Source organism: Streptomyces sp. NBC_01235, from assembly GCF_035989285.1.
Classification (GTDB): Bacteria; Actinomycetota; Actinomycetes; order Streptomycetales; family Streptomycetaceae; genus Streptomyces.
Window position 1 is genome coordinate 7888510 of sequence record NZ_CP108513.1, and the last position, 15255, is coordinate 7903764.

The following is a 15255-nucleotide window of genomic DNA, read 5'->3' on the forward strand; positions in this document are numbered from 1 at the left end:
GGAAGTTCGGTCATCACTCGAGCTGTTGCGCCCTGCCCGGCGTCCCGTGCGGACCTGGGCAGGGCCGCGTCTCTTCCTGGTCAACCCCAGGAGGAAAACCAGTGCAGAACAAGACCATCGTGGCCGTGGCCGTCGGGCTCGGCCTGGTCACGCTGTCCGCGTGCGGGTCGACGGAGGGCAAGAGCGCGGCGGAGTCCACGACCGTCACCCTCGTCAGCCACGACTCGTGGGCCGTCTCCAAGAGCGTGCTCGCCGACTTCGAGAAGCAGTCCGGGTACAAGGTGAAGGTCCTCAAGGACGGCGACGCCGGTCAGGCCGTCAACAAGGCCATTCTCACCAAGGACAACCCGCAGGGCGACGTCTTCTTCGGCGTCGACAACACCCTCCTCTCCCGCGCCCTCGACAACGGGCTGTTCCAGTCGTACGAGGCCAAGAGGCTGGAGCAGGTCGACGCCCGGTTCCAGCTGGACGCCGACAAGCACCGGGTCACGCCCATCGACTACGGCGACATCTGCGTCAACTACGACAAGAAGTACTTCTCCGAGCACAAGCTGACCCCGCCGGCCTCCTTCGACGACCTGGTGAAGCCCGCTTACAAGAACCTCCTCGTCACCGAGAACGCCTCCACCTCCTCGCCCGGCCTCGGCTTCCTGCTCGGCACCGCTGCGAAGTACGGCGACGACAGCTGGCAGGGCTACTGGAAGAAGCTCAAGGCGAACGGCGTGAAGGTCGTCGACGGCTGGGAGCAGGCCTACAACGAGGAGTTCTCGGGTTCGGCGGGGGGCAGGAAGGCGGGGGCGGACCGGCCGCTCGTCGTCTCCTACGCCTCCTCGCCGCCCGCCGAGGTGATCTTCGGTGATCCGAAGCCGGCCACCGCCCCGACCGGGGTCGCGACCGGCACCTGCTTCCGGCAGGTCGAGTTCGCGGGGCTGCTGAGCAACGCGGCCAACAGCAAGGGCGGCAAGGCGCTGATCGACTTCCTGATCACCAAGAAGTTCCAGGAGGACATGCCGCTCAACATGTTCGTGTATCCGGTGGTGAAGGGTGCGGCCGTGCCCGCCGAATTCACCGAGTACGGGCCCGCCGCCAAGGCCCCCGAGACCATGGACCCGGCGAAGATCGCCGACCGCCGCGACCAGTGGGTCAAGTCATGGACCTCGCTCGTACTGAAGTAGCCCCCGAGAAGCGCGCCCCTGGGCAGGGCGCCCCGGGGCGCGCTGCCCCGGGAAAGGGCGCCAGGGGGAGCGCGGCGGCCCGGCTCGGTCTCCTGGCCGTGCCCGTCGCGTTCTTCGCGGTCTTCTTCGCCTACCCGGTCGCCGCGATCGTCGCGCGTGGCCTGAAGACGGACGCCGGCTGGCAGTTCGGGCGGCTGTGGGACGTGCTCGCGCAGTCGGACATCCGGCACGTGCTGTGGTTCACCACCTGGCAGGCGTTCGCGTCCACCGCGCTCACGCTGCTGGTCGCGCTGCCGGGTGCGTACGTGTTCGCGCGGCTGGACTTCCCGGGCAAGCAGGTGCTGCGCGCCGTCGTCACCGTCCCGTTCGTGCTGCCGACGGTCGTCGTCGGTACGGCGTTCCTCGCGCTCGTCGGCCGCGGCGGACTGCTCGACGAGCTGTGGGGCGTACGCCTGGACACCACCGTGTGGGCGATCCTGCTCGCGCACGTCTTCTTCAACTACGCGGTCGTCGTCCGGACCGTGGGCGGGCTGTGGTCGCAGCTCGACCCGCGACAGGAGGAGGCGGCGCGGATGCTGGGCGCGTCCCGGCCGCGCGCCTGGCGCACGGTCACCCTGCCCGCCCTCGGACCCGCCGTCGCGGCCGCCGCGCTGATGGTCTTCCTGTTCACCTTCACCTCCTTCGGTGTGGTGCAGATCCTCGGCGGCCCCACGTTCTCCACCCTCGAAGTGGAGATCTACCGGCAGACCTCCGAGATCTTCGACCTGTCCACGGCCGCCGTCCTCACGATCGTCCAGTTCGTGGCCGTCGGCGCGATCCTCGCCGTGCACGCCCGGGCCGTACGGCGGCGGGAGAGCGCGCTGCGGCTGGTGGACGCCTCCGTGACGGCGCGGCGGCCGCGCGGGGCCGGGCAGTGGGCGCTGCTGGCCGGGGTGCTCGCCACGATCGCCGTGCTGCTGGTGCTGCCGCTGGCGGTGCTGGTGCAGCGCTCGCTGGACGCGCCCGACTTCGCCTACTACCGGGCGCTGACCAGCGACGACGGCAATGTCTTCCTGGTCCCGCCGATCGAGGCGATCGGCAACTCGCTTCAGTACGCCGTCGCCGCGACCGCGATCGCCGTGATCGTCGGCGGGCTCGCCGCGACCGCCCTCACCCGGCGGGACGCCGGACGGCTGGTCCGTGGCTTCGACGCGCTGCTGATGCTGCCGCTCGGCGTCTCCGCGGTGACCGTCGGCTTCGGCTTCCTGATCGCGCTGGACGAGCCTCCGCTGGACCTGCGCGGCAGCTGGATCCTGGTGCCGCTGGCGCAGGCGCTGGTCGGCGTGCCCTTCGTCGTACGGATCATGCTGCCGGTGCTGCGGGCGGTGGACCAGCGGCTGCGCGAGGCGGCGGCCGTGCTCGGTGCGTCGCCCTGGCGGGTGTGGCGGGAGGTGGACCTGCCGATGGTGCGGCGGGCGCTGCTGGTCGCGGCCGGGTTCGCCTTCGCGGTGTCGCTGGGGGAGTTCGGAGCGACCGTGTTCATCGCGCGGCCCGACAACCCGACGCTGCCGGTCGCCGTGGCGCGGCTGCTCGGGCGGGCCGGTGAGCTCAACTACGGCCAGGCAATGGCCCTTTCGACGATTCTGATGATCGTGTGCGCGGTGGCCCTGCTGGTGCTGGAGCGGATGCGGACCGACCGGACGGGGGAGTTCTGATGCGGCTGCTCGAACTGGAGCGTGCCACCGTGCGGTTCGGTGGGCGGGCCGTGCTGGACGCCGTCGATCTCGCCGTCGCCGAGCACGAGGTGGTGTGTGTGCTCGGGCCCAGCGGCAGCGGCAAGTCGACGTTGCTGCGGGCCGTGGCCGGACTGCAACCCCTGGACTCCGGGCGGGTGTTGCTCGACGGGAGCGACCAGGCGGGCGTGCCCGCGCACAAGCGGGAGCTCGGGCTGATGTTCCAGGACCATCAGCTGTTCCCGCAGCGGAACGTGGGCGGCAACGTGGCCTTCGGGCTGCGGATGCGCGCGGCCTCCGCGCGGGAACAGGGCGACCGGGTACAGGAGTTGCTCGACCTCGTCGGACTGCCCGGCGCCGCCCGCCGCGCCGTCGCCGCGCTCTCCGGCGGGGAGCAGCAGCGGGTCGCGCTGGCCAGGGCCCTCGCGCCCCGGCCCAGGCTGCTGATGCTGGACGAGCCGCTCGGCCAGCTCGACCGGTCGCTGCGGGAGCGGCTGGTCGTCGAACTGAGGGAACTCTTCGGGCGGTTGGGGACCACCGTGCTGGCGGTCACGCACGACCAGGGGGAGGCGTTCGCGCTCGCCGACCGGGTCGTGGTGATGCGGGACGGGCGGATCGCCCAGTCCGGTACGCCGCTTGAGGTGTGGCAGCGGCCGGCGGACGCGTTCGTGGCCCGCTTCCTCGGTTTCGACAACGTGGTGGAGGCGACGGTCACCGGCGAGGTCGCGGTCACACCGTGGGGCAAGGTGCCGGTGCCGGCCGGATCAGGGCAGGGGGCGCGCACGCTGCTCGTCCGGCCCGCCGGTGTGCGCCTGGTGGGCGCGGAGGAGGGCCTGCGCTGCACGGTCGCCGCTCGCACCTTCCGGGGCACCCATGTCGCCGTGCATCTCCAGCCGGAGGGCGCGCCGAGGCTCGAGGCGGCGTGCGCGTTGCGGGACGCGCCGGAGGTCGGGGGCGCGGTGGGGGTGTCCTTCGACACGGCCGAAATCGTCGTGCTGGACTGACCGGCCGACGCCTACGGTGTTACGTATGACCCTTCTCGCACATGACCGTTACTGCGACGAAATCGCCCACCAGGTCGGCCGGTTGAGGGCCGTCGTGACCTCCGGGGCGGAGCTGTCGGCGACCGTGCCGACCTGCCCCGACTGGTCGCTGGAGCAGCTCGTGCGGCACATGGGCGGCGCCCTGCGCTGGGTGGACGTGCTGGTGCGGACGCGGGCCCAGGAGAACATCCCCCAGGAGCGGATCCCACTGCACGGCGGACCGGACGGCGAGGGCGACCCGGCCGCGCTGGACGCCTGGCTCGCCGAGACCGGTGAGCTGGTCGTCGGCGCGCTGCGGGAGGCCGGTCCTGACACGAAGGTGTGGGGCTGGGCCGGGGCGCTCGACACCGGCTTCTGGGCGCGCCGCATGGCCCACGAGATCACCGTGCACCGAGCCGACGCCACGCTCGCCGCCGGGCTGCCCTACGAGGTCGCGCCCGACGTGGCCGCCGACGCGGTGGACGAGTGGCTGCAACTCGTGGAGTGGGTGCAGCGGAACATGCCGCAGGCGGCGGCAGAGGAGCTGTTCGTCGCGGACCGCAGCATCCATCTGCACGCCACCGACACGCCGGCCGAGCCGAACGCCGGGCGAAGCGAGATGGGGGTCCCCCCGCCCGAAGGGTGGGGGTGGGTGATCGAGCTCACCGGGGGCGGGATCGTCTGGCGCCGCGGGCACGAGAAGGCGACGGTCGCCCTGCGCGGCCCGCTGACATCTGTGCTGCTCGCCTTCTACCGCCGACTGCCGCTGGACAGCCCGGGGCTGGAGGTGCTCGGCGAGCGCGAGGTGCTGGAGTTCTGGCTGGAGAAGGCGAAGTTCGGCTGAGGGAGCGAGGCGAGGGCGGGGCGGAACATGCGGGTGGCCCGCCCCGGCGAAGGGACGGGCCGCACACACATACTTTCGTCGTGCGGGTCAGCGGTTGCTGGACCCACGGCGACGCATGCCGAAGAACACCGCGCCACCGCCGACGACGACCAGGGCGGCCGCTATGCCGACGATCAGGCCGGTGTTGGAGTTGGCGCCGGTCTCGGCGAGGTTGGACTCCTGGACCGCGGCCGAGGGCACGTTGCTCGCGGAGGGCACGGGCGCGGCGCTGTCGCTCGCCGAGTCGGACGGGCTCGGGGTGACGGTCTCGACCGGCGGCGGAGCGGTGTCCGACGGGGTCGAGGACTCAGTGCTGGACGGGGTGGTGGACGGCGTGGAGGTGTCGTCGGCCTTGCAGGCCTTGGCCGGGGTGGTCAGGAACGGCTCGACGTCGGCGTTCACGTCGTTGCCGGCCTTGATGTGCACCCGGTAGGTGACGTTCGGCTCCCAGGCCTCGGCGAAGGAGACGGTGACGCCCGCCGCGGTGCCCTTGACGTTCTGGGGCTTGCCGACCTGCCTGAGGTCGGCGCCGTTGTTCTCGAGGAAGACCGTGACGATGGCCGGGGTGCCTGCCGCGTTCTTGTCGGTGACGGTGATGACGCCCTGTGTGCCGTCACAGGCGGCCTCCGCCGAGAAGTCCTTGATGTCGTTGGCCAGCGCGGTGCCGGCGGCGCTGAGCGCGAGGGCGGCGGAAGCGGCGGTGACACCGAGCATGCGCACCGAACGGGCGGCGGTACGGCGGGAAAGGGACACGTTTGTCCTTTACGGGAAGCGCAACTGCGGGGGGTGGAGGGGGAGATGGCGCCCCCGGTGAGCCGAGTGCGTCACCATCCCCAGCAGGCTCACAGGTCTATAAGCGTTTCATAAGCAGTGTCAATGCGGGGACGCCTCCGAGCGGCTGGCTTTGCCCGCTTATTAACCACCGAGACGTTTCAACGCCTCCGGGGCCTCCTCGATCCGGTCAACGAGGGCGATACGGGACTCCATCGGCCGCTCCCGGGCGAGTGACCGCAAGAGCGGCCAGGCGGGCAGGAGTTGCGTCCAGTGTTCCCGGTCCACGAGCACCATCGGCGTCGGCTCGCCCCGCAACTAGTAGTAGTTGGGCGTCGTGTGGCCGTCCATGGGGGGGGCCCCCGCTCGAGCGAAGCCGAGAGTGGGGGAGGGAGAGCGTGCCGTGGGTGAGTACCACCTCGTCGAACTCGTCGAGGGACTCGATCTCACGGTCGTGGGAACCGTCGAACGGCTGGGCGGGTGTCCTCGGATGCACCCGCCCGTGCTAGGCACTGCCGCCGTGCCGCCGTGCCGCCGTGCCGCCGTGCCGCCGTGCCGCCGTGCCGCCGTGCCGCACGGCGGACCGGCCGGCTCCGGTCAGCCCTCGATGGCCGACGGGTCCATCCAGACGACCTCCCAGGTGTGACCGTCGAGGTCGTCGAAGGCGCGGCCGTACATGAAATCCATGTCCTGCGTCTGACCGCTGGGCGAGCCACCCAGCGCGAGTGCCCTGTCCACGAGTTCGTCGACCTTCTCGCGGCTCTGGGCGCTCAGGGCGATCAGGACCTCGCTGGTCTTGGTGGCGTCCGCGATCTCCTTCTTGGTGAAGGTCGAGTAGAACGGCTTGGTGAGGAGCATCGCGATGATCGTGTCGCTGATCACCACGGAGGCCGCGTTGTCGTCGCTGAACTGCGGGTTGATCGAATAGCCGAGCTCCGTGAAGAACTTCTTCGAGGCGTCGAGGTCGTTCACGGGCAGGTTCACGAAGATCATCTGCTGGTGGGCCGGGGTGGTCATCGCGTCTCTCCCAGGGGGTTCGTGGTGCTGGTGTGTGGTGTTCGGTGGGGTGGACCCCGGGGGCGTGCGGAACTCATCGGTGGCCGGGAGATCTTTTTTCGAGCGGGAGCACGGAGTGCTCTCCGCGGGCCGCGGCGGGCCTCAGCGGGTCAGGGGAAGCGCCGCCAGTTCGGCGACGACGAGGGTCAGCGGGACGAAGAGCGCCAGGAGGGCGCCGGTGCGCAGGGCGGCGGCGCTGCGCAGCGTCTTGGTCGGGGCGCCGAGACGGAGGAGGGCGGCGGTGGTGTCGGCGCGGTCCTGCCTCGCCTCCACGGCCGCCGTCAGCAGCGTGGCGACGGTCGAGCCCGCCACGACCAGGGCGCCGAGAGTGGTGAGCGGGCCGAAGGACGGATCGGCCGGGTCGTACAGCGCGGCCATCGTGTACGCGCCGGAGGCCACCGCGCAGACCACGCCCAGCGGACGGCCGATGCGGGACGCCTCCTGCATCAGGCCGCGGCCGGCGAGGAGACGGAGCGCGCCGGGCCGGGCCGCTTGCAGCAGGCGGCCGCAGAGGTGGGTGAGGCCGGGGCCGGCCAGGGCGAGGCCCACGGCGGTGAGGGTCCAGCCGAGGAGGACCGCCACGGGGCCGGTGGGGAGGCCGCCGGGCAGGGGGAGGGTGTTCGGGTCGGCTGTGCGGTTCGCGTACGCCTCCACGGCCAGGCCGGCGGCGAGGAGGGCCGCGCCCCAGGGGAGGGCGGTGGGGTTGGGGAGGTGGGGCTGAGTTCCCTGCGCGCCATGGGTCGGGGCCTGGAGCTGGGGTGTGCCGGCCGGAGCTTCTCGCGTGCCGTCGGCTGGGGCTGGGGCTGGGGCTGGGGCTGGGGCTGGGGCTGGGCGGTGGGTCGACCCGCGCTGCGCCTGCGGGGTGCCGCCTTCCGTGGGTCGGGAGCCGTCCCGGGCGGCACGACCGCCCGCGGATGGACGGGACGGCTGGGCACCGCCGTCGTCCGCGGCGGGGGAAGACCGTCCCGCGCCGACGGCGCGCATCTCCGCCGCGAGGCGCGCTCCGAACCTGCCGTACTCGCCGAATCTCTCCCCCGTCCCCCTCTTCCCGTACGCCCCGAACCGGCCGAGCGTCTTCGGGGTCGCCCGGGATGCCGCTCGGGTGTCTCTCGGGCGGAGCGTCAACGCCACCGCGAGGGACGAGCCGGCCGGTGCCAGTGCCAGCAGGGTCAGGGCTCCCGGCAGCGGGAGCGGGTGGTTCGCGGCCAGGAAGTCCCGTGCCGCTCCGTCGAACGGCATGCCCGTGAGGTCGCCGCGGAGGTGGAGGAAGAGGAGGAGGGCCAGCATCGAGCCGAGGAGCGTGGAGAGGGCCGTCGTCGTCGCCGAGACGGCCGTCAGACGGGTGGGGCCCAGGCCGATCGCCGCCAGGCCGGGGCGGGGACGGGTGCCGGGGTCGGTGCGGGCGACCGCGAGAGCGAAGTAGACGGTTGCCGCCAAGGGGATCGTGCACCAGGCGAGGCGGAGGAGGGAGGCGGCGGGGGTCTCGGGGTGGGTCAGGGCGTGGCCGAGAGTGCCCAGGAGGAGGAAGCCGGTGCCCGCCGAAGCCGTCGCCACCAGGAGGCGGCGGAGCTGGACCGCGGGGTGGGCGCTGCGTGTCAGACGGAGAGCGAGCACGCGGCCCCCCGGCCTTCCTGCTCCGTGACCGGGGGCAGATGGACCGTCTTCACCCGGCGCCCGTCCAGCAGCGGCACCGTGCGGTCTGCGAGGGCCGCGGTCTCCGGGTCGTGGGTGGCCAGCACCACGGTGATGCCGTGGGAGCGGGCCGCCGTCGTCAGGGTGCGCAGGACGTGGGCCCGGTCCGCGCGGTGGAGAGGGGCCGTCGGCTCGTCCGCGAAGAGGACGGAGGGGGCGGGGGCCAGGGCGCGCGTGATGCAGACGCGCTGGCGCTCGGCCTGGGTGAGTTCGTGCGGGCGGCTGAGGGACCTGTCGCCGATGTCCAGGCGCTCCAGCCACTCCAGCGCGGCGACCTTGGCCCGGCGGCGGCTGGTGCCGCGCAGCATCAGGGGGAGGGCCGCGTTCTCCCAGACGTTGAGTTCGGGGACGAGGACCGGGGCCGGGTCGATCCAGCCGAAGCGGTCGCGGCGCAGCCGTTCGCGGGCCATCGGGCCCATCGTGTGCACGGGAACGCTGTTGAACCAGACCTCGCCGCGCTGGGCGGGCACCAGGCCGGACAGACAGTGCAGCAGGGTCGTCTTGCCGCTGCCGCGCGGCCCGCTGACGGCGAGGATCTCGCCCTCCCGCACCCCCAGCGAGACCCCGCCGAGGCCGGGCGAGCCGTCGCGGTGCGTGAAGTGCAGGGAGTGTGCCCAGAGCACGTCGTTGTCCGGCGGAGCCTCCATGGGCGTACACCTCGGTTCAGATCTGTGGTTCCCGTGCCAATCCCCCGTCCGGGGGAACGAAGGCAGGGCCGATCGGTCACGAGCACGCTAGGCAGGCGTGAGGGGCAGGCCGGACAGCACACGGCCCCGGGCCGCCGTTTCTCACTCGAACGGCAGACACCGGGGCCGGTGTTGATCAGCTGATCAGGCTGACGATCACAGCTTCGTCCACGCCTCCGTCAGCGTGGCGCGCAGTATCTGCTCCATCTCGTCGAACGTCTCCTGGTTGGAGATCAGCGGCGGGGCGAGCTGGACGACCGGGTCGCCGCGGTCGTCCGCACGGCAGTACAGGCCGTTGTCGAAGAGGGCCTTGGAGAGGAAGCCGTACAGGACCCGCTCGGTCTCCTCGGCGTCGAAGGACTCCTTCGTCGCCTTGTCCTTGACCAGCTCGATGCCGTAGAAGAAGCCGTTGCCGCGGACGTCGCCCACGATCGGCAGGTCGTGCAGCTTCTGGAGGGTCGACAGGAACGCGCCCTCGTTGTCCAGCACGTGCTGGTTCAGGCCCTCGCGCTCGAACAGGTCGAGGTTGGCGACGCCGACCGCCGCGGAGACCGGGTGGCCGCCGAAGGTGTAGCCGTGCAGGAAGGTGTTGTCACCCTTGTAGAAGGGTTCGGCCAGCTTGTCGCTGATGATGCAGGCGCCGATGGGGGAGTAGCCGGACGTCATGCCCTTGGCGCAGGTGATCATGTCCGGGACGTAGCCGAACTTGTCACAGGCGAACATCGTGCCCAGCCGGCCGAAGGCGCAGATGACCTCGTCCGAGACGAGGAGCACGTCGTACTGGTCGCAGATCTCGCGCACCCGCCGGAAGTAGCCGGGCGGGGGCGGGAAGCAGCCGCCGGCGTTCTGGACGGGCTCCAGGAAGACCGCGGCGACGGTGTCCGGGCCCTCGAAGAGGATCTGCTGCTCGATCTGGTCGGCGGCCCAGCGGCCGAAGGCCTCGGGGTCGTCGCCGTAGATCGGGGCGCGGTAGATGTTGGTGTTCGGGACCTTGTGCGCGCCCGGGACGAGCGGCTCGAAGGGGGCCTTCAGGGCCGGCAGGCCGGTGATGGACAGGGCGCCCTGCGGGGTGCCGTGGTAGGCGACCGCGCGGGAGATGACCTTGTACTTGGTCGGCTTGCCCTGCAGCTTGAAGTACTGCTTGGCCAGCTTCCAGGCGGTCTCGACGGCCTCGCCGCCGCCGGTGGTGAAGAAGACCTTGTTCAGGTCGCCCGGCGCGTAGTCGGCGAGACGTTCCGCCAGCTCCACGGCCTTGGGGTGGGCGTAGGACCACACCGGGAAGAACGCGAGCTCCTGCGCCTGCTTGAAGGCGGTCTCGGCGAGCTCGGTGCGGCCGTGACCGGCCTGGACCACGAACAGACCCGCGAGACCGTCGAGGTAGCGCTTGCCCTTGTCGTCGTAGATGTAGGTGCCCTCGCCCCGGACGATCGTCGGGACCGGGGAGTTCTCGTACGAGGACATGCGGGTGAAGTGCATCCACAGGTGGTCGTACGCGGTGCGGCTGAGGTCCTTGGTGCTCACGGTTATCGGGTCCTCACGGTTATCGGGTTCCCCACATGTAGGTCTGCTTCTTCAGCTTCAGATAGACGAAGCTCTCGGTGGAGCGCACGCCGGGCAGGGCACGGATGCGTTTGTTGATGACGTCCAGCAGGTGGTCGTCGTCCTCGCAGACGATCTCGGCGAGGATGTCGAACGAGCCTGCGGTCATCACCACGTACTCGACCTCGGGCATGTCGGTGAGCGCTTCCGCGATGGACTCGACATCGCCCTCGACGTTGATCCCGACCATCGCCTGCCGGCGGAAGCCCACGGTGAGCGGGTCCGTGACGGCGACGATCTGCATGACGCCCTGGTCGAGCAGCTTCTGGACGCGCTGGCGCACGGCCGCCTCGGAGAGGCCGACGGCCTTGCCGATCGCGGCGTACGGCCGGCGGCCGTCCTCCTGGAGCTGCTCGATGATGGCGAGGCTGACGGCATCCAGATGGGGGGTGCTGCCGTTCCTGGACTCGCGGGAGTCCCTGTGCTCTGCGCTTCGACTGGCCACGGCCACACTGTGCACGACGTCTCGACAGTTCCGCAAGGCCGATGCGATGAAATTCGTTGTTTACGTGAGCGAGATCTGCGGATTCCGCAGCCGCCGTGCGACACGGGGTGTTGAAAACGTGGGCGCGCGGATTAGGGTGGTGTCTCAGTCCATGGACACCCCCCAGCAGTAAGAAACCGATCAGGAGGCCGGCAGTGAGCACCGAGCTGCGTCGTCTGCGCAACTACATCGACGGTGAGTTCCGGGACGCCGCCGACGGACGGACCACCGAGGTGGTCAACCCCGTGACGGGCGAGGCGTACGCGACCGCGCCGCTGTCCGGCCAGGCGGACGTCGACGCCGCGATGGCAGCCGCCGCCAAGGCCTTCCCGGGCTGGCGCGACACCACCCCGTCCGAGCGCCAGAAGGCCCTCCTGAAGATCGCGGACGCGTTCGAGGAGCGCGCCGAGGAACTCATCGCGGCCGAGGTGGAGAACACCGGCAAGCCGATCGGGCTGACGCGGTCCGAGGAGATCCCGCCGATGGTCGACCAGATCCGCTTCTTCGCGGGCGCGGCCCGGATGCTGGAGGGGCGCTCGGCCGGCGAGTACATGGAAGGGATGACGTCCATCGTCCGCCGCGAGCCGGTCGGTGTCTGCGCGCAGGTCGCGCCGTGGAACTACCCGATGATGATGGCGGTGTGGAAGTTCGCCCCGGCGATCGCGGCCGGCAACACGGTGGTGCTCAAGCCGTCGGACACCACCCCGGCCTCCACCGTCCTGATCGCCGACATCGTCGGTTCGATCCTGCCCAAGGGCGTCTTCAACGTCGTCACCGGCGACCGTGACACCGGCCGGCTGATGGTCGAGCACCCGACCCCGGCGATGGCCTCCATCACCGGCTCGGTGCGCGCGGGCATGTCGGTCGCCGAGTCGGCGTCCCGCGACCTCAAGCGCGTCCACCTGGAGCTGGGCGGCAAGGCGCCGGTCGTCGTGTTCGAGGACACCGACATCGCCAAGGCCGTCGAGGACATCTCCGTCGCGGGCTACTTCAACGCCGGCCAGGACTGTACGGCGGCCACCCGCGTCCTCGTCCAGGAGTCGATCCACGACGAGTTCGTGGCCGCGCTCGCCAAGGCCGCGTCCGAGACGAAGACCGGACAGCCGGACGACGAGGACGTGCTCTACGGCCCGCTGAACAACCCCAACCAGCTCAAGCAGGTCACCGGCTTCATCGAGCGCCTGCCCGCCCACGCCAAGGTCGAGGCGGGCGGCCAACGGGTGGGCGAGAAGGGCTACTTCTACGCCGCGACCGTCGTGTCCGGGCTGAAGCAGGACGACGAGATCATCCAGAACGAGGTCTTCGGCCCGGTCATCACCGTCCAGTCCTTCTCGGACGAGGAGCAGGCGGTGGAGTGGGCCAACGGCGTCGAGTACGCCCTCGCCTCCTCGGTGTGGACCAAGGATCACGGCCGCGCGATGCGCATGTCCAAGAAGCTCGACTTCGGCTGCGTGTGGATCAACACCCACATCCCGCTGGTCGCCGAGATGCCGCACGGCGGCTTCAAGAAGTCCGGCTACGGCAAGGACCTCTCGGCGTACGGCTTCGACGACTACACGCGCATCAAGCACGTGATGACGTCCCTGGACGCGTAGCGCCCCGCTCGGTCGGCCGTTGGCCGTCGGTCGTTTGCCGTCTGCGGGTCGGCCGTGGCTGGTCGCGCCCACGCGGCGGAGCCGCATATCGACGCTTCCCCGCGCCCCTCGGGGCGCGGGGATGTGCGGCCGTCTCGCAGGTGGCCCGTACGCCCAAGTCCCCTTGCCCGTCCCGCGGGTGCGGGGTGCGCCCCGCGTACGTCGAGCCCGGGGCGGGACCGGCGCCGACATCTCCGCCTCCGACAGGCGGATGACCTGGGCGAACTGGCAAAAGGGCGGTCGTGGTCACGCGGCCTGTCGTTCGGTGTCCGCCGGAGCACTCCGGTGCTCGGCGTCGTCGTGGGTGAGTCGCATGAACGCCTCCTCCAAGGAGACGGAAGCGCCGCGGCTTCCGTGTGCGAAAGCGGTACCGCCGGGCCGCGGGTGCCGGCACCCGAACTCTTTGCTTTGCCATCTCTTTACAACCCGTTCCCGGGCTGCCTCGTCTCTCCGCTCGATCCGTCAACGGACCGATGAAAGAGAGCGATTCATGCGACTCATGCCCCGAACGGGCCTCGCCGCCCTGGCAGTTGCGGGCACCGCCCTGCTGGTGGGCGCGGCACCCGCGCTCGCCGACGGGACGCCGACCGCCGTCCCCAGCGTCGCGACCCCGGCTCCGGCCGAGGCCTCCGCCGTCCCGAGCGCGGCGCCCGAGGCCACCACGGCTCCGAGCGCCGTTCCGAGCCAGGTCGGTGTCGTGCCGAGGGGCGCGGCCGACACCGGTGTCGGGGAGCCGTCCGAGAGCCACGGCGAGGTGATCGGCGGCAGCGCGGCCGCGGTGTTCGCGGCGGCCGGCACGGCCTTCTACGTCGTACGGCGCCGGAGGGCGACCGGCGCATGAGCCCGCTCTCCAGGCGCGCCCCGGCCCTCTCGGCCCTGGCGGTGCTGCTGCTCACGGGCTGCGCCGGCAACTCGGCCGACAAGGCCGGCTCGGCCGACCCGGTCGCCACGACCGCCGTGCGTACGCCGGGCGCGTCCTCGCCCCCCTCCGCCCGGGCGGCGCGTCCCCTCGCGCGCTCGGTTCCGGTGGGGCTGCGGATTCCGGCCATCGGGGTCGACACCCGGGTCATGCGGCTGGGGCTGGCCGCCGACGGCGGCGTACAGGTGCCTCCCGTCGAGGAGCACGACCGGGCGGGCTGGTACGAGCACTCGCCGACACCGGGGCAGACCGGGCCGTCGGTGATCCTCGCCCACGTCACGGTCGGCCAGTACGGCGACGGCGTATTCCGGCACCTCGACCGGTTGCGCCGGGGCGACCGGATCACGGCGCGCCTGGAGAACGGCACGACGGCCGAGTTCGCCGTCACCGACGTGAGAACCGTCGACAAGGCGGCGTTCCCGACCCAGGAGGTCTACGGGAACGTGGACCGGCCCGAGCTGCGTCTCATCACGTGCGGCGGGCCCCGTACCGGCGACGGATACCGCGACAACGTGATCGTCTTCGCCGCGCTGAGTGCCGGGTCCGGTGCCGCGTCGAGTTCTGCGGGAGAACGTTGAAACGGTCGCGCACACGCGAGAGGGCGGCGTCCGAGCTGTTCGCCGCCCTCTACCCACGCCTCGCCGGCTGGTGCCGCCGTCTCGTCGACGACGACGAGACGGCGCACGAGATCGCCTCGGAGGCGTTCACCCGCCTCTGGGCCCGCTGGACGAGCGTGGCGGAGCCGCAGGGCTTCCTCTTCGTCACCGCCGCCAACCTGGTCCGCGACCACTGGCGCAAGCTCGAACGCGAGCGCCGGGCCGTGCGCCGGGCCACCGTCGAGGCAGCCGTCGCCCCGCCCGCCGAACCGGCCGACCCCTCGGTCCGGCTGCTCGTGCAGTCGCTGCCCGACCGGCTGCGCGTCCCGATCCTGCTGCACTACTACGCTGACATGCCGATCAGGGAGGTGTCCGTGCTGACCGGGCGCAAGGAAGGAACCGTCAAGGCCGACCTGCACGCGGCCCGCGAACTGCTCCGCGCCCACCTGAGGAGAAGCTTTGATCACACCCGCTGACGACTTCGACGACGGCCCGGACCTCGACCCCGACGACCCGCTCGCCGTCATCCTGCGCCCCGCCTCCGGTCACCTCGGGCCGCCGCCCGGCCGCTACGAGGAGATCCGCCGCGGCGCGTCCCGCCGCAGGCTGCTGCGCGCCGCGGCCGGGGTCGGCGCGACCTGCGCCGTCGCCGCGCTCGCCGTCCTGCTGCCGCTGCGCCTGACGGCGTCCGACGCGCCCGTGCGCCCCGTGGTCCCGCTCGCCCCGCCCCCGATGAGCGGCCCGTCGACCGTGCCCACGCCCACGCCCGCGCCCACGGTCGCACCCGTCACCGAGCGCCCTACGGAGGGGGCCGCCACCCCCGTCCCGGGACCCCGGTCCTCGACTGCCGCCACCGTCACCGCTGCCCCCACCACGGCCCGCACCCCCAGCCAGTCGCCTCCCTCGGCCGAGCCGAGTACGCCGTCGGTCACGCCGTCCGCGTCAAGTGCGCGCCGTTGAGGCCGTTTCACGCACCGTAGCCGTCGGGCGGTGATTGCTCCTACCATGGAAGCCGCCGTCGGGGGA

General features: G+C 71.6%; 15 protein-coding genes and 1 pseudogene. 9 read left to right on the plus strand and 7 right to left on the minus strand.

What is annotated here, in order from left to right:
* Positions 1-101: 101 nt before the first annotated feature.
* The 4 genes from OG289_RS35680 to OG289_RS35695 are packed head-to-tail and all read left to right on the plus strand — an operon-like array spanning position 102 to position 4753.
* Positions 102-1175 (plus strand): thiamine ABC transporter substrate-binding protein, encoded by a 1074-nt coding sequence (locus tag OG289_RS35680; protein WP_327318150.1) that lies wholly within the window; start codon positions 102-104, stop codon positions 1173-1175.
* On the plus strand, positions 1151-2869 hold the full coding sequence (locus OG289_RS35685; protein ID WP_327318151.1) for an ABC transporter permease: 1719 nt from the start codon (positions 1151-1153) through the stop codon (positions 2867-2869). The genes OG289_RS35680 and OG289_RS35685 overlap by 25 nt, the downstream gene beginning before the upstream one ends.
* The gene (locus OG289_RS35690) at positions 2869-3891 is read left to right on the plus strand and encodes an ABC transporter ATP-binding protein (RefSeq protein ID WP_327318152.1); all 1023 of its coding nucleotides are present in this window, start codon (positions 2869-2871) and stop codon (positions 3889-3891) included. The genes OG289_RS35685 and OG289_RS35690 overlap by 1 nt, the downstream gene beginning before the upstream one ends.
* 25 nt (positions 3892-3916) lie before the next feature.
* The gene (locus tag OG289_RS35695) at positions 3917-4753 is read left to right on the plus strand and encodes a maleylpyruvate isomerase family mycothiol-dependent enzyme (protein WP_327318153.1); all 837 of its coding nucleotides are present in this window, start codon (positions 3917-3919) and stop codon (positions 4751-4753) included.
* Between the two features lie 87 nt (positions 4754-4840).
* On the opposite strand, the gene OG289_RS35700 is transcribed toward OG289_RS35695, so the two are convergent.
* From OG289_RS35700 to OG289_RS35730, 7 genes and pseudogenes are all read right to left on the minus strand, one after another.
* Positions 4841-5545, minus strand: coding sequence for an LAETG motif-containing sortase-dependent surface protein (locus OG289_RS35700; protein WP_327318154.1), 705 nt, complete (start codon positions 5543-5545; stop codon positions 4841-4843).
* A 162-nt stretch (positions 5546-5707) separates the two neighbouring features.
* Positions 5708-5905: pseudogene (locus OG289_RS35705) on the minus strand (LOG family protein); the annotation flags it as partial.
* Between the two features lie 255 nt (positions 5906-6160).
* Entirely contained in the window at positions 6161-6580 is a 420-nt protein-coding gene (locus OG289_RS35710; RefSeq protein ID WP_327318155.1) for a VOC family protein, read from the minus strand.
* Between the two features lie 141 nt (positions 6581-6721).
* A complete protein-coding gene (locus OG289_RS35715; protein ID WP_327318156.1) occupies positions 6722-8233 on the minus strand; it encodes a hypothetical protein in 1512 nt (503 codons plus the stop codon).
* Positions 8215-8958 carry an ABC transporter ATP-binding protein gene (locus OG289_RS35720; RefSeq protein ID WP_327318157.1) on the minus strand — a complete coding sequence of 248 codons (744 nt, stop codon included), beginning with the start codon at positions 8956-8958 and terminating at the stop codon, positions 8215-8217. The genes OG289_RS35715 and OG289_RS35720 overlap by 19 nt, the downstream gene beginning before the upstream one ends.
* Before the next feature lie 195 nt (positions 8959-9153).
* Complete coding sequence (locus tag OG289_RS35725) at positions 9154-10518, minus strand: aspartate aminotransferase family protein (protein WP_327318158.1); 1365 nt, start codon at positions 10516-10518, stop codon at positions 9154-9156.
* A 19-nt stretch (positions 10519-10537) separates the two neighbouring features.
* Positions 10538-11056: an Lrp/AsnC family transcriptional regulator gene (locus OG289_RS35730; protein ID WP_327318159.1), complete on the minus strand. Its 519-nt coding sequence runs from the start codon at positions 11054-11056 to the stop codon at positions 10538-10540.
* 179 nt (positions 11057-11235) lie between these two features.
* On the opposite strand from OG289_RS35730, the gene OG289_RS35735 reads away from it, so the two are divergent.
* The 5 genes from OG289_RS35735 (at position 11236) to OG289_RS35755 (ending at position 15189) form a co-directional block, all read left to right on the plus strand.
* Positions 11236-12675, plus strand: a complete 1440-nt coding sequence (locus OG289_RS35735; protein WP_327318160.1) for a gamma-aminobutyraldehyde dehydrogenase — start codon at positions 11236-11238, stop codon at positions 12673-12675.
* 538 nt (positions 12676-13213) lie between these two features.
* Positions 13214-13555 carry a sortase-dependent protein gene (locus OG289_RS35740; protein WP_327320903.1) on the plus strand — a complete coding sequence of 114 codons (342 nt, stop codon included), beginning with the start codon at positions 13214-13216 and terminating at the stop codon, positions 13553-13555.
* Entirely contained in the window at positions 13552-14211 is a 660-nt protein-coding gene (locus tag OG289_RS35745; RefSeq protein ID WP_327318161.1) for a class F sortase, read from the plus strand. The genes OG289_RS35740 and OG289_RS35745 overlap by 4 nt, the downstream gene beginning before the upstream one ends.
* Positions 14208-14705: an RNA polymerase sigma factor gene (locus tag OG289_RS35750; protein ID WP_327318162.1), complete on the plus strand. Its 498-nt coding sequence runs from the start codon at positions 14208-14210 to the stop codon at positions 14703-14705. Before OG289_RS35745 ends, OG289_RS35750 begins: the two co-directional genes overlap by 4 nt.
* Complete coding sequence (locus OG289_RS35755) at positions 14689-15189, plus strand: hypothetical protein (protein WP_327318163.1); 501 nt, start codon at positions 14689-14691, stop codon at positions 15187-15189. Before OG289_RS35750 ends, OG289_RS35755 begins: the two co-directional genes overlap by 17 nt.
* Positions 15190-15255 lie beyond the last annotated feature (66 nt).

Coding starts and splice junctions, on each gene's coding strand:
- OG289_RS35685 (WP_327318151.1), top strand. CDS start 1,151: ATGGACCTCGCTCGTACTGAAGTAGCCCCCGAGAAGCGCGCCCCTGGG.
- OG289_RS35745 (WP_327318161.1), top strand. CDS start 13,552: ATGAGCCCGCTCTCCAGGCGCGCCCCGGCCCTCTCGGCCCTGGCGGTG.
- OG289_RS35740 (WP_327320903.1), top strand. CDS start 13,214: ATGCCCCGAACGGGCCTCGCCGCCCTGGCAGTTGCGGGCACCGCCCTG.
- OG289_RS35710 (WP_327318155.1), bottom strand. CDS start 6,580: ATGACCACCCCGGCCCACCAGCAGATGATCTTCGTGAACCTGCCCGTG.
- OG289_RS35690 (WP_327318152.1), top strand. CDS start 2,869: ATGCGGCTGCTCGAACTGGAGCGTGCCACCGTGCGGTTCGGTGGGCGG.
- OG289_RS35720 (WP_327318157.1), bottom strand. CDS start 8,958: ATGGAGGCTCCGCCGGACAACGACGTGCTCTGGGCACACTCCCTGCAC.
- OG289_RS35695 (WP_327318153.1), top strand. CDS start 3,917: ATGACCCTTCTCGCACATGACCGTTACTGCGACGAAATCGCCCACCAG.